Below are 13,250 nucleotides of genomic sequence, written 5' to 3'. Positions count from 1 at the left end.
AAGGACAGCCGGATCTTATGAGACGGCCGTCCCTCTAACTGAAAAGTTTCCATTTGTTAAAGCTGTGAGCTCCATAACAATTTCTTTAAAACCAGTAATGTTAAAAGACCAAGCTTCTGATTTCCCTTTTGTGCTAGTGGCAAACGTTCCGTCATCCACTTTCTGTCCTCTAAGGGCTCTTTTTGTTCCCGATAATGATTTACCCCAGAATTTCAATTCACTTGTCTCAGCCGTCCCATAAACCTCAATGAGTAACGTTTTGAATGATCCAACGGTGAATGGGTTACCCTCACCTATGGTTTCTGTTTTATCATGAAAAACAACATCCATTGTTTTTGCTTGAGTGTCTAATAAGCTAAGATCCAAGCCTTCAGTCTGAACTTTTAAACGACCATCATCAGTTAAGCTGCTTTTATCTAGCTGGACAGAGAACGGAGCAACTGCTGTAATAGGAACAGTGTGGTTAATGTTTATATCCTCTTCACCTGCGCCCAATGACTGGTACAGTAAAAATTCAGATTGCTGTAGGTTACCATTTGCGTATCTGAAACGGAAATAGCGTTTAGTTAAATGAATCCATTCAGTCTCGCCAAGTGTATTTGCTTTAACAACCAACGAAGAGACTGTAGTCCATGAATTCATATCGTTACTTTCTTCAATGAATAAGGTACCTTCACGATCAGAATAAGCGTGACCTTTTACTTTTGAAATTAAAACCTGACCTAATCGATCTTGACCATATTGCGTGTATACTTCAGTGGCTTTTAAAACTGCGTTCGTCAGCAGCTCTGCATTACCGGAAATTGAAGCTACCGGCACAACAAAATCTCTGTTTCCTTCTCTGTATGGCTTGGCTGCCCCCGGCTTACCGGTTGCATCTGTTGGAAATTGAAAACTATATGATGCCATTAAAGATCCTCCTTGCTATAGTAGATCATTAGTGGTGAGCATGGGTTTACAACGGAACCACCCCCTTTAAGGCAAAATAAAAAAGCCTTAAATGGCTTCTCCTGTGATCTCTCTATACTGTTCAGCTGTAATGAGTTTTTTCTCTACCCCTTTTTGTAAATCCTCAGTTGAGCAATCTTTATAATGGATTGCCTTTTTCACCATTTCAGAAGAAGCCCAGTCATAATGCAAAGCTAGCACCCAATAATTCATGAATCTTTCCCTCCTTGTAGAGTAAGCAGTTGTAACTTTATTTTTGAAAGCTCGCTTCCCAAAGTTTGGTTTAATTCTTCAAGCTGTTTACGAGCTAGCTTCTCCTGAGATAACTCTTGCGCGAGTAGCTCAATCTGATTGGGAGGTTCATAAGACGTTTTTTTCTGTGACTCCTTCCACCAGTCCTCTAATTCTTCTTGAGTCGGTAACGGCGCCCTGATATTCCACTTCTCAATGTATGAACCGTTCCCGTCATTCCGTAATTCAAAATCTTTTCTCGGTACTGCGTTAGGGTACTTGTACATAATCGCATCATACAAAATCATAGAAGCACCTCCTAAAATCTCAGGTAATTTCTACCGCCGATTTCTGTGATATCAAAGTAGTTATACCACCCTGAGTTATCAGAGATATACCGTGAAGTATTACCGTCATAACCCACATAAAGATACATCTCTATATAGTCCCCCTTCTCAGCTGGAACAGTGGCTGCTCCATATACTCCTACATTGAAATATGTGGTATCAGACGGGCTAGCAGGACTATTTCTATAATGTGCTATGTTCTTATAAATCGTTCCGTTTAAGTAGATCTCTAATTCATAGTTGGCATATCTCTGAACGTTTTCGATATATACACCGGCATTGACTAGAAACATTCCACTGTTTGGACAGATAAACCGGCAATTATTAGTGTCAAAGGCATTATGACTGTCTTTTATCTTTCGATTAAAACGAATTTTTTGCTTTTCGCCTTTAATAAGAAGTTGCTTACCTGTTGTTCCAATATTGGCATGAGCGAACCCTGATATCTTTTGCCAAGAGGTCCACCCTGAACCACTCCACCAGTGTCTAATCCAAACTCCTGTACTGTCGTAGTAAGTCCCAGACTCATTTCCTGTCCCATAAAAGTATTGTGTAAATCGGTAATTATTATATTTTTCATTTTTGACTATGCCATAACCTAAAGGGTAGCCAGTGGTATTCCCTTGACCAATGTCCATTAATGTCAATCCTAAAGGATATTCTTCCCCTCCTGTTCTTGCATCTTGAATAGCATTGTCTCCAGTAATTAACGTCAGATTGTTATTTTTGTAGTTGGTATCCACGTAATGTTTCGCATCCAATAAAGCCTTATCAGCTTTTTCCTGAGCTCCAGCAGTTGACTCTTTCGCATTCCAATTCTCCCGCTCTACTAGTGTTATGTGCCGTTGTAAATCATTATGATGCTCTTCAAATTCTTTTTTCGAAGCTTGCTGTACATTATCAACGTTCCCTAGCCCGATTTGCGCCTTTGTTGTATTGTGAGGGTTGTTCATGTCATTTTTATGTACAGCTAAATCTTTATGCGCATCTTGAATGCCTTTCTCCCAACGGTTCACATCATCTTCATTAATCGGATCGTCCGGGAGCCAATCCGTTTTTGCATCATAAGCCATTGTTACACCACCTCAAAAGTAATGCTAAAATCTAGCGTTCTGTTATTACTGACGTCTAAATCTGTTGTTCTTTCCGTAATTACGTTGTTTTGTTCATCAAGGATCTGCACACTCTTAATATGCTTTATATCTTCCTCTCGTTGAGTAAGCACCGTGACAACGGCACCCTGAATGGTGAGTTCCACAATTTTTGTTTCATTTCCATTCAACAGCACTTTCGATATTCTATTTTTCAAATCTGCAGCTGTTCGCTCTCTATAAAGCTGTGTAATCATACAAGGACCACCTCGTTATTATTGAGCGTGACGGAATAACCTACCTTTAGCTCACTTGCTTTTCGATACCTTCTGTTATTCAAAATGACAGTATCTTTTATCTTGAGTGGCTCATTCACAGCAGCTCGCAGAGTATACGCTAAGTGGGCCGGCTTCATATTCTCTAAAGTTTCTATAAGCTCGCTCATGTGCTGCATATCATCTATATCAATATCCACGTTAAAACGGTACTCTCCGGGAAGCAGCCGGACCTGAGCGGACGGATTCTTTAAGTACCGGTTCAATGCCTGTTCAATAGCCTTATATGTTGCCGGCGGTATATTGGACATTTTAGAGATTAGGCGCAATCGGCGGATCTCATCGGTGTCACCTGATTCCCGCGGTACGTTCAAAATCTTTTCCCACCGTTCAAGCCCCCAGGTTGCCGTAGTAACAAACAGCTGATCTGTTAGATCAAAGGTGCTGTTATTTTGCTTCTCAAATTCCGGAGATTCCCCTTTAAGAATTTCAGCCATTTCCTTTAGCTTGGTAAGGAACGGCGGCAGGTAAGCAGTCATTTCATCGAGTTTGCTCAATAATGTTCACCTGCCCCAATTTAGGGATTTCGACGTCACTCAGAACCAAATTTTCGGCCACGCCGTTGATTTTAATATCTGCGTAATCACTTACTGAAGGTGAATTGTAGACGATATTATTAATTTGCGATAAACGGATGACGTTATCTTCAAAGGCAATCTTTTTAAAGAGATTTAGAACTCCTGATTCGATTTCTTTCTTCACCTGATCAATAGAGCTGTTGACCTCGGGAAGCACCTCAGCTGATATCTCAATCTCTTTCCAAACCGCACTCTCCACTGTGACAAAGGCGCCAATTGGCGCCTGTCCCTCGCCTTGTCCTGGTTCAGGATCAATATAGTTTTTAACATTAGAAATCAATATATCGGAAGCAGGTTCCAAGTTAGAATTGGTCACGACAATTTTGACTGTGCCGTCCCCGTTCCAAAGCGGAAAGATTTTTGCCTTTCCGACTCCGTCAACTTCTTCCGCCCATTGTTTATAATGCTCTTTATTTGCACTGACAGCTTCTCGGCGAACACGGGTAAAATATCTAGCCCTTAAACTGTCATCATCCTCTTCATCACGTCCTGGAATCAGGATTTCTTTCACAATAGCCTTTTGAAGTCCAGGTATAGTGTCAAGTGACAATAGATTCTGGCCGGATATGTTTGCGTTCCCTGCTTCTCCGGCTGTTTCGCATTCCAACGTCCCGTCTGCTGTGTATTGAAAGTAGAGGTTTTCAACAAAAAAGCGGGCACCCACCGGAATGGTTACACCTTCAGAAAACTCCGCCGCCCTGACTGCTTTTGTGGCAGCCGTTCGCTCGATGCCGGCTTCCGTAGCCCGTCGATCTAAGAATTCACCTTGTGCTGTGTCTGAGAAGACAAGTTCCAGCACAGTATCGAGCCAAATATAAGACTTGGCCAATTCTGCAGCTGCAGGAGCTAAGGCGTTATAGATAACGCTGCCTTCCCTTGTATCGATGTCCGCGGAAATGCTGTTCAGCATACGGTCCATAATTTCTTCAAAGGTTTGATCTTCAAACATCCTCACCAAGCACCTCCTCGATCTCCAGTGTTCCCTCGTACGTTTCGACTGCAAAGGAAACATGGAACGAATCGCCTTGTTTTTCTATTTCAAAATCTGACACGGAGGAAACACGATCGTCATAGATCAGTGCTTCCTCTATCAGCCGCGGAATCTCCATTTTCTTATATGCGTCTGTTGTTTCATTATCTGCCAGGACGTCTTGAAGCTCATTTCCAATGTCATGACTGAAAACAGAATAGGCGTATCGCTCAGTATGAAGGGATAAATATACAAACTGCTTGATCGCTTCAAGGCCTGTGATGATTTCATTTGTGATACGGCCATTTTCAAAATCTATTTTGTAGGTTTGCGAGGTCTCTATGACTTCGCCGTCATCTTCAATATCATCAAATTCAATTTCTGGCGAAAGGGGCATGATAAGATCACTCCTATAACGTTCTTCCATTTATTGATTGAATGAATCATAATAAAAACCGCTCCTAAAGAGCGGTTTTAAAATATAAGAAGGAATCATTCTAAGAAGAAATCGAAAGGGATTTATTTACTGCTTTTTGAGCATGGATTAAAGTCGTATCAAATAATGGCACTTCTGAATCCTCTACCTTTACTAATAATCCAATTTCAGTGCATCCAAGAATGATTCCTTCTGCTCCTCTATCTACCAAATTATTTATGATCTTCTTATAAATGTTTTTGGAAGACTGTTTAATTTCACCTAGACATAGTTCTTGATAAATAATATTATTTATTAATTCTCTTTCATCATCATCAGGAACAATGACATTAATATCATGAGACGCAATACGTGATTTATAAAAATCTTGTTCCATCGTATATTTAGTACCAAGCAATCCTACTGAACGAATGTCTTGTCTAATAATTTGTTCTGCAGTTGCGTCGGCAATATGCAAAATAGGTATAGTAATCATTTCTTGTATATATCCAAGAACTTTATGCATAGTGTTTGTACATATTACAATAAAATCCGCACCCGCTTTTTCTAATGATCTTGCAACTTCCCCTAAAGCTTCACCTGCTTTATCCCAAGCCCCTACAGATTGATAATGTTCAATACCCTTAAAATCAACACTGTATAAAAGACATTTTGCCGAGTGAAGCCCTCCTAACTTCTTTTTTATTTCTTCATTGATAATTCGATAATACTCAGCTGAAGATTCCCAACTCATTCCACCAATAAGACCAATAGTTTTCATAACCCACCTCGGATAAAATTTTCAAAATATTATAGTTATTCTAAAGCATAGATTAGGTCTTTACAATTATTTATTTTTTCAGGATTACTATTATTAAATTTTATCGAGAATAAAAAATGATTGTCCGCCTTTTAAGGAGACAACCATCACATTCTCACCCATCTTTAGTTCTTCATCTCCTCCAGCGCGCAGCCGCTTAGGAATAATAATCAAATCAGACGGAATAATTAGCTTTTCATTTTCATTGAGTTTAATTTCAACAGGAGAAACGGAAACCACTTCAGCCGGCAGGATATCCACCGGCGACTCTGAACTAACGGCACCGACAGCCAAATGCTTGATCGCTTCACTTAGTCTCATGAGGAAACACCATCAGGAATAGAGTTTTTCTCCACCACATCAATGGTCATTGTGTGCGTGGATCCTTTAAATTCGTGTTTGTCTGTATCGATCCAATATGTTTTCTTAACCCCGACTTCCGGAATTGAGATATAGACGGGCAATCCGCTCTGAAGATCCGGAATACCGATCGCTTGAATACTTTTGAGTTCTTTTTTGACACCCTTTTTCTGTGCCTGTTTGACTTTCGCACGTTGCTGAAGCTGTGCCTGGTTAATGTTATCTGATACTGTTTCAACATACTGAAGGACGCCGTATTTGCTTATGCCTGCGCTGTCGCTTGCGGTGGCCGTGTATGTTTTATTGTCTTTCTGACGCCGTAGCTTTACTCTTGTGATTGTGTCATTAATGGAGGTGCTGTATTGATAACCAGTAATGTTCACACCCGTTTCCAGTACCCATACTTCTGACGGATCAGGCCAAGCTCGTAGACCGAGCTTTCCTTTCGCAGAATATAATTGATAATTCCTTCCGGTTTGGCTTTTCGTTTGTTTCAAGGCTTTTAGAATCATGTCATAAAGGCTCGTATCATCTTTAAACACTAATGATTTAATGGTGTAACCTGTATTTGCAATGGATGTCGTTGGGATTTGAAAATCTCTTGCCAGGCGCTTAATAATCTCGTCTGCACGCTTATTGGAGAACACATAAACATCTTTGTTCTTAACCAGATATTGCAGCATGTCATAAGCCGTAAAGGTCAGCCCATGTTCTTCCGGATTGCGAGAAAACACAATACCTCGAAACAGCTCTTTCCCCTTCCACTTAAACAGAACCGTATCCCCTTCTGATACGCTGTAATATGAATGGGTTCCTTGTTTCGTTATGATCTTTGCTGTGATTGATCGAGGTGCCTGATACCGTTGTCCCTCAAGAGAAACACTTTCTGTCACCAGCTCAAGCCAATCCGTTTCTTTAATGACGAAAAGTTCTATCATGTCATCACCTGCTTACTGCGGTATCTTTAATTTTTGCCCAGGAAAGATCCAGTGTCCTGGCTGTCTTATATTCCGTTTGCTTCGTTTGATCATAGCCTTTTTATTGACGTTCCAGATCTTGCGCCATTTTGTGCTGTCTCCATAAAATTTGCCGGCAAGGTCCCACAGTGTATCGCCTTTCTTAACGGTGTATGTTTTAGGAGCTGATTTAGACGGCCGTTTCTTCTTCGTCTTTTTCTTCTGCTTGATCTTCCGCGGCGAAGCAGTTTTGTATTCCTTCAGCTTTATTTCATAATCACGATCACCTATATCTTTTTGGCCCTCGCTATAAGAAAAAACCTCGATACTGCAAGTTAAATTAATTTTCGTTCCAGTAATTAAGAATTGAACCGGCTTTTTAGATTTCACCCATTTCTCGATCTTTGCAATAGCATTTTCAGGAGAAGGAAATCCCTTATACTCAGCAAGCGGGCTGTGTTTCTTTGGAAAAAAAGAAGAGAACGAAATTTCTTTCGCTCCCGGTTTATCAATAAAAGTGATCTCCCCAAAACTAGCCACTTTTACTGATTCATTTTGAATTGTGTTTGAAACATCAATTTGTTCAGGAAGGACAGGAAGCCGCAACTTGTCCTTCCCTTGTGAAATCCAGAATTCATATATGGATTTAGTCAAAAGCAACGACTCCCTTCGTTCCAATGTTGATATCCTGTTCAAGCTCATCGACAAGGGCCTGCTTAATCTTAGCTACAAGACTGTTCATGTCTTGGTCATTGTGAAAATGCTGATCGCCATTAAACTGAATAATGACCTCTTTGCCGCCTGCAGCTGTAACTGTTGTTTGATTACGACCCGTTGTGGCAGCTGTTACCTGACCGGAAGATAATTCAGTTTGCCCGTTTTTAGATGGGTCTGTTACTTCCATTCCGAGTGCCTTAGCTGCTTGTGCTAACAGATAACGTCCACGGATACCTCGCTCCTCTGGAATGATCCATTCCCGTTTGTTTCCTTCACCGACACGTGCAATCTGCTCTTTGGTAATAAGTCCGCCGTTAGCGTAGCCAACATATGGACCTCCGTGCCTCATGCTTCTAATGCCTGGTACATTATTAATAGATCCATACCTGCTTTTGATATAGCCAATCGCAGCAGCAGCGTTGTGTATCGGGTTAAGAATATTATTCATGCCCGGCAGTTTGTGTGCGTTGAAGGTACTTGGGATTGTCTGCATGAGCCCCTGAGATGGATGTCCTGCTTTCGCATTACTATCCCATAAGTTGATTGCCTTCGGATTACCGCCTGACTCATGCTGAGCAATTGTCATCAGCCCTGGGAGCCAGCTCATAGGTGTCTTTGTAGCCATAATAGCAGCCATGAGCCATTGCTTCACATTTCCGCTAACTGCTCCCATTCCGGAATAAGCAGCAGCCAGTGAACCTGCTTGTTTTTCAGCAAACTTTTTCACATCAACAGAATCCAGACCTTTTACAATACCAATAGAGGCAAAACGACCGAGACTCATCATGACACGGGAAGGTGAATGAATATCTAGCTCTTCACGAAATGCCTTCTCAACTTTTTTCGCCAGTTCCTTGGCAGCCTCATGGACTTCACTTGCCTTAGAAGTCATGCCTGAAACAAAATTACCGATCATACCGCTTCCCCATCCGTTTGATGATTCTTTAGAACGGATAAACGGCTTGTTAATATGAGTGCTGACGTATTGATCAGTACCAGTTTGAGAACTATTTTGTCCGGAAGCAAAACCTTTGACCGTTCCGCTTCCCCATGAAGAGGATTTATTTACGGTGTTTTGGAATGGTGTTTTAACCTTCGTCTGCAAGAAGCCATCTGTACCAGTTGAAGTACTGTTCTGACCTTTAGCATAGCCATTAACCACTTGCTTTCCATAATTCGGAGAATAAGAGATTAAATTGTTCATTGGCTGGCCAACGTTTTTCTGTTTCCAAGCGTCCATAGAAACAACATGATCTCCAATTCCTTGATCAAAGCCTTTAGTGAACTGTTGACCAAATGAAGTCGCTTGTTCATCAAGACTGGATGTGTCAATGATAGGAGATACAGAAGCAGTCACCGCCGCTCTACTGATTAGCGGAGAAGTTTCTGGTTCACCTCCTGCAGATGAAGCAGACGCTATATCATCAACCACACTCATCCCTAATTTCGAAGCAGCTTGAGAAAGGAGCATTTTGCCGCGACCTTTATTATTCTCAACAGGGATAATGAATTCTTTACCAGCTTCACCAATCCAAGATATTGTTGGCTTCGTAATGTAACCACCAGTAGCATGTTTCTTTGGCTTTTCTTTTCCCGAACCAAATAAATAATTTACGCCACTCTTCACATATCCCCACGCTTTACCAGCAGTTTTTTTCGCACTTGAAGCTACTTTACCACCAACTTCTTTTACCCCGCCTAAAATACTGCTTCCCAATTCCTTTACACTCTGCCACTTTTCAGACCACCACTTCTTACTAAAAAGGGTTTCTGAGATGGAACTCTTAACACTTTTCCATATTGATTTAGCATTGTCCCATTTATTTTTTGACCAGCTCTTTACACTTTCCCATTTTCCTGACCACCATTTCTCGCTAAATAAAGTGGACTTCAGCTTTCCTTTAACTGATTGCCAAACAGAAGACGCGCTGTCCCATTTACTTTGAGCCCAACTTTTTACGCCTTCCCATTTTCCTGACCACCACTTCTCACTGAATAAAGTGGATTTTATTTTTCCCTTTACGGACTCCCAAACAGATGATGCACTATTCCATTTGTCCTGTGCCCAGCTTTTAACGCCAGACCACTTCTCAGACCACCATTCACTATTAAATATCGTAGACTTCACCTTTTCTTTTACATTAGACCATGTATCACTTAACCCATTGAGAGAAGTCTTCGCATTACTCTTAATACCGGACCATTTTTCAGACCACCATTTTTCATCAAATAATGTACTGTCTAGTTTCTTTTTTACTTCTGAACCATCAAACGCCTTACCTAAACTTGAGCCGCCCATGGTGCCTGCTATACCACCAACTAATCCACCAATAGCTGTTCCCACTCCTGGAATAACACTGCCAATAGCTGCTCCTGTAGCCGCTCCAGCAAGACCACCGCCAGCTGATCCAATCTTTTCACCAACATTATCTTTATTCATCCCAATTAAATCGGTTGCCGCTAACGCTGTTCCTAATAGAGGGACTCCCTTTGCAAACTTGCCAACACTTTTCAGAGGACTTAAGACTTTCCCGAACTTCGATATACCGCCTGCAGCTCTACCAGCTGAGTATAGCTCCGATCTCGTAGTGGTTATTGCTGGTGTTGATCCTCTGGTTGGATTAGTACCTACAGCTCTACCGGAACGCCTTCTCTCCAACCGTTCAGATGACACAACAATTGAACTGTCAGAAGGGTTCATTCGGTTTGGATTACCGCGTCGACCTAAAACTCTTTTCCCTCGTCTTCTATGAATGCGATCATCTTTACCTCCATCGCTACAACAGCAACATGTTAAGCTGCCGCTTCGAGGTAAACTCGTTGGACTTGTGGCAGTTTTGGATTCTCTGCTCCTTGTGCTGGCATTACGATTACTGTTTCTGTTCCTCCTTTCACTTCGCGTATTAGCGCCAGCTTCAGGAGTACGTTTGGGAATTAGCTTTCGGATTACGCCTGCTGCATCACTTCCGACAGTACCTATGCCTTTTAACAGCGGACGTAGTATTTTCAAATAACCAATCAACCCAATTAAAGAAGGGATCACAACTTTAATCGCTGTTTTTAAATCATCCCAATGGTTGACGCTCCACTCAATGGCTACGTTTAACTTATAACCTATCTCCTTACCAAGATCAGCAATATCTTTTTTGATCTCTTTAAGCTTTTCCTGACCTTCTTTACTGTTAATGAACGAGCTGATTTTATCAAAGGCTGGCCCTAATCCAGTTAGCAGAGATGTTCCCATATCCTTAGATATGCTTTCAAAATCTCTCATTGCATCATTAACTGGTGTCATCGGGTTATTATCCCGAAGTTTCGTAAAACTGCGTTCCAATTCACCGCTTGTTTTGGCACTTGTACCAATACCCTCAGCCATATCTAAAATCGGTTGCTTAAGGTCTTCATATTGTGTTCCAATAAGCTCAGTCGCAATAGCAGCCCGCTTTGTTTTATCTTTCACTTTAGAAAGGGCTTTTGCCACCCTAAATAAACTTTCCTCACCGCTTATTGAACCATCTTTGAAGCCCTTGAACATTTTCTTAGTTTCCTTGGCTCCGAACAGCGTTTTAAATGCGTCCACTTGACTATCAGACATTTCGGTTCGGCGGATGTTAAACTCACGCATACTATCGGCTAGGTTATCGAAGTTTCTGGCTCCACCCTTTGTTCCTTTTATCATGGCGTTTGCAATTTGCGCGCCTGTAAGTTTCAGGTCTTTAAAAGTGGAACTGTATTCATTCATCGTGTCCAATAAATCGTCAGCTTGGTCACCGGCATTCCGATATACATAAGCAATTAAGTCTCCGCTTTGTTTCCCGGACAATTTCAAGTTGTTATACATTGAACTGAAAGCACGATCTACCTCTGCCTGATCAGCATTCATGAGCTGGGCAATTTTACTTGACGACTCAGCCAATTCAGCCAGAGCTTTTTTAGACGCCCCTGTCTGTTGCGATAAGTTTCTAAGAGATAAACTGACTTCTTCCCGAGAACTGCCCGCTTTATTATTGAAATAGATCTGATCCGTCATTCTTGCAACATCTTTTTTATTAACGTTTGAAGTTGCTGACACATAAGCTTCCTGAGACATTGCACTTTTACCAGAACCCATGATTGAACCTGCAGAAAAACCTCCTGCAACTGCCAGAGTAATGGTAGCATCCTTTAAGCTGTCTATTTTCGCTTCAATTGCATCTAGAGCCGCTGAAGCTCTATCCTTAATAGAAACAGTTGGCTCTGCATGTTCGCTATCTACATCGGACACATGACGACGGATCTCATCTAATTGGTTTGAAGCATGATCACGAACTGAAACAGTTGGCTCAGCGTGCGTGCGATTCAAATCAGTGAGACCTCCACGGATCAAACGAAAACGTGGTGTAGCTTGATCATTTACAGAAACCGTCACCTCATGACTGCCTTCGGTAAGATCCTCTGCTTGCTGACGTATAGAATGTAAGCCATTCGAAGCTCGATCATCTAAATCCACTTCAAGCGATCGAGCCCGTCCGGTCAAACGGTTGGCCGATCGGTCAATCCGCCGCATAACTCTCTCAGTCCGGTCTTCAGCCTCAAAAATAAGAGGGCCATTAGCGGCCCTCTTAAGTCTTTCAGCATTGCCTTGTATCATTCGAAGCTTGCGGGAAATCTTATCATGTAATTCAAACGTGGCTGTTAGTTTAGCCATAGTTAATTACCTCCCTTCTTCGCTTCTTTTTCTAACAGCTCAAGCTTATAACCGATTAACCCATATAAGAGCGCCTTGAATGCTTTCGGAGCCTCATATAGTTCTCTTAATTCTGACGGGGCGTATTTGAGCTCATGCATCGCGTAATAAAGATATACAGCCTCTTTGTCCCCGTCCTTTACTAGTTTTTTGCCGCTTCTTCAAGGTCTTCGAGATCATCATCAAAACCGTTGATTTCAATTGCTTTGTTTAGCCAGTTCGCATACTCACCGCCGACTGAAAGAACACGTTTTGCAACTTCCACCGGATCTTCTGTTTTGTAAGCCTCACGTAGTTCCTTAGCTTTAAAGTTAGGGTAAACAGTCGTTTCAACCGCAATACGCGCATAAAAGCGTTGGCTGTCCAAGTCCTTCACACGACCGCGGCCTTTTACATTCTTGTAAGTCGTATTCTCTTTCTCAAGTTCGTCAATTCGTTCAGTCGTAATTGCTTTGAAAATGAATGGAACAACGTTGCCCTCTTTGTCTACAAATCGTTTAGAAATCGGCACTTTTACTTCTTCCGCTTCAATTGTTTGTCCTGGCATAAAGAATGAAAGATCGTATACTTTTTCGTTTTGTTTTTCGCTCATGTTTATTAGCTCCTTATATTTTGAGTTTTTGGCAATAAAAAAAGCACAGTTTCCTGTGCAAATAAAGCAAATTGAAAATTTATTTAGGGGATGTGCTTACCATAATATTCATGTATAATAAATTCTTGAAGCTACCTTTTTATATTCATAAGGAAGGTGGTAAA

At 41.5% G+C, this 13,250-nt stretch carries 15 protein-coding genes; all 15 read right to left on the bottom strand.

The window, feature by feature from the left end:
- Positions 1–15: 15 nt before the first annotated feature.
- On the bottom strand, positions 16–909 hold the full coding sequence (gene xepA / locus MTN95_RS06270) for a phage-like element PBSX protein XepA (RefSeq protein ID WP_248337374.1): 894 nt from the start codon (positions 907–909) through the stop codon (positions 16–18).
- A gap of 87 nt (positions 910–996) precedes the next feature.
- Entirely contained in the window at positions 997–1,161 is a 165-nt protein-coding gene (locus MTN95_RS06265) for an XkdX family protein (protein WP_248337372.1), read from the bottom strand.
- Positions 1,158–1,487 carry an XkdW family protein gene (locus tag MTN95_RS06260; protein WP_248337370.1) on the bottom strand — a complete coding sequence of 110 codons (330 nt, stop codon included), beginning with the start codon at positions 1,485–1,487 and terminating at the stop codon, positions 1,158–1,160. The genes MTN95_RS06265 and MTN95_RS06260 overlap by 4 nt, the downstream gene beginning before the upstream one ends.
- Positions 1,488–1,498: 11 nt before the next feature.
- The gene (locus MTN95_RS06255) at positions 1,499–2,599 is read right to left on the bottom strand and encodes a hypothetical protein (protein WP_248337368.1); all 1,101 of its coding nucleotides are present in this window, start codon (positions 2,597–2,599) and stop codon (positions 1,499–1,501) included.
- A gap of 2 nt (positions 2,600–2,601) precedes the next feature.
- Positions 2,602–2,874, bottom strand: coding sequence for a hypothetical protein (locus MTN95_RS06250; RefSeq protein ID WP_248337366.1), 273 nt, complete (start codon positions 2,872–2,874; stop codon positions 2,602–2,604).
- Positions 2,871–3,449, bottom strand: coding sequence for a YmfQ family protein (locus MTN95_RS06245; protein ID WP_248337364.1), 579 nt, complete (start codon positions 3,447–3,449; stop codon positions 2,871–2,873). The genes MTN95_RS06250 and MTN95_RS06245 overlap by 4 nt, the downstream gene beginning before the upstream one ends.
- Positions 3,433–4,479, bottom strand: a complete 1,047-nt coding sequence (locus MTN95_RS06240) for a baseplate J/gp47 family protein (protein ID WP_248337452.1) — start codon at positions 4,477–4,479, stop codon at positions 3,433–3,435. Before MTN95_RS06240 ends, MTN95_RS06245 begins: the two co-directional genes overlap by 17 nt.
- Complete coding sequence (locus tag MTN95_RS06235; protein ID WP_248337362.1) at positions 4,472–4,897, bottom strand: DUF2634 domain-containing protein; 426 nt, start codon at positions 4,895–4,897, stop codon at positions 4,472–4,474. The genes MTN95_RS06240 and MTN95_RS06235 overlap by 8 nt, the downstream gene beginning before the upstream one ends.
- A gap of 100 nt (positions 4,898–4,997) precedes the next feature.
- Complete coding sequence (locus MTN95_RS06230; protein WP_248337360.1) at positions 4,998–5,696, bottom strand: aspartate/glutamate racemase family protein; 699 nt, start codon at positions 5,694–5,696, stop codon at positions 4,998–5,000.
- 93 nt (positions 5,697–5,789) lie between these two features.
- Entirely contained in the window at positions 5,790–6,056 is a 267-nt protein-coding gene (locus MTN95_RS06225) for a DUF2577 family protein (protein WP_248337358.1), read from the bottom strand.
- Complete coding sequence (locus tag MTN95_RS06220) at positions 6,053–7,033, bottom strand: XkdQ/YqbQ family protein (protein ID WP_248337356.1); 981 nt, start codon at positions 7,031–7,033, stop codon at positions 6,053–6,055. The genes MTN95_RS06225 and MTN95_RS06220 overlap by 4 nt, the downstream gene beginning before the upstream one ends.
- Before the next feature lie 12 nt (positions 7,034–7,045).
- Complete coding sequence (locus tag MTN95_RS06215) at positions 7,046–7,705, bottom strand: LysM peptidoglycan-binding domain-containing protein (RefSeq protein WP_248337354.1); 660 nt, start codon at positions 7,703–7,705, stop codon at positions 7,046–7,048.
- Positions 7,698–12,455 carry a phage tail tape measure protein gene (locus MTN95_RS06210; RefSeq protein ID WP_248337352.1) on the bottom strand — a complete coding sequence of 1,586 codons (4,758 nt, stop codon included), beginning with the start codon at positions 12,453–12,455 and terminating at the stop codon, positions 7,698–7,700. Before MTN95_RS06210 ends, MTN95_RS06215 begins: the two co-directional genes overlap by 8 nt.
- 2 nt (positions 12,456–12,457) lie before the next feature.
- Positions 12,458–12,595, bottom strand: coding sequence for a hypothetical protein (locus MTN95_RS06205; RefSeq protein WP_215797094.1), 138 nt, complete (start codon positions 12,593–12,595; stop codon positions 12,458–12,460).
- Between the two features lie 41 nt (positions 12,596–12,636).
- Complete coding sequence (locus MTN95_RS06200; RefSeq protein ID WP_032725183.1) at positions 12,637–13,086, bottom strand: phage tail assembly chaperone; 450 nt, start codon at positions 13,084–13,086, stop codon at positions 12,637–12,639.
- Positions 13,087–13,250: the final 164 nt, after the last annotated feature.

The sequence above is a fragment of the Bacillus sp. 2CMS4F genome, from assembly GCF_023161785.1.
GTDB lineage: Bacteria > Bacillota > Bacilli > Bacillales > Bacillaceae > Bacillus > Bacillus halotolerans.
This window is presented reverse-complemented; position numbering and strand designations above follow the sequence as displayed.

Coding starts and splice junctions, on each gene's coding strand:
- MTN95_RS06220 (WP_248337356.1), bottom strand. CDS start 7,033: ATGATAGAACTTTTCGTCATTAAAGAAACGGATTGGCTTGAGCTGGTG.
- MTN95_RS06200 (WP_032725183.1), bottom strand. CDS start 13,086: ATGAGCGAAAAACAAAACGAAAAAGTATACGATCTTTCATTCTTTATG.
- MTN95_RS06255 (WP_248337368.1), bottom strand. CDS start 2,599: ATGGCTTATGATGCAAAAACGGATTGGCTCCCGGACGATCCGATTAAT.
- MTN95_RS06205 (WP_215797094.1), bottom strand. CDS start 12,595: ATGCATGAGCTCAAATACGCCCCGTCAGAATTAAGAGAACTATATGAG.
- MTN95_RS06230 (WP_248337360.1), bottom strand. CDS start 5,696: ATGAAAACTATTGGTCTTATTGGTGGAATGAGTTGGGAATCTTCAGCT.
- MTN95_RS06260 (WP_248337370.1), bottom strand. CDS start 1,487: ATGATTTTGTATGATGCGATTATGTACAAGTACCCTAACGCAGTACCG.
- MTN95_RS06235 (WP_248337362.1), bottom strand. CDS start 4,897: ATGCCCCTTTCGCCAGAAATTGAATTTGATGATATTGAAGATGACGGC.
- MTN95_RS06240 (WP_248337452.1), bottom strand. CDS start 4,479: ATGTTTGAAGATCAAACCTTTGAAGAAATTATGGACCGTATGCTGAAC.
- MTN95_RS06225 (WP_248337358.1), bottom strand. CDS start 6,056: ATGAGACTAAGTGAAGCGATCAAGCATTTGGCTGTCGGTGCCGTTAGT.
- MTN95_RS06250 (WP_248337366.1), bottom strand. CDS start 2,874: ATGATTACACAGCTTTATAGAGAGCGAACAGCTGCAGATTTGAAAAAT.
- xepA (WP_248337374.1), bottom strand. CDS start 909: ATGGCATCATATAGTTTTCAATTTCCAACAGATGCAACCGGTAAGCCG.
- MTN95_RS06265 (WP_248337372.1), bottom strand. CDS start 1,161: ATGAATTATTGGGTGCTAGCTTTGCATTATGACTGGGCTTCTTCTGAA.
- MTN95_RS06210 (WP_248337352.1), bottom strand. CDS start 12,455: ATGGCTAAACTAACAGCCACGTTTGAATTACATGATAAGATTTCCCGC.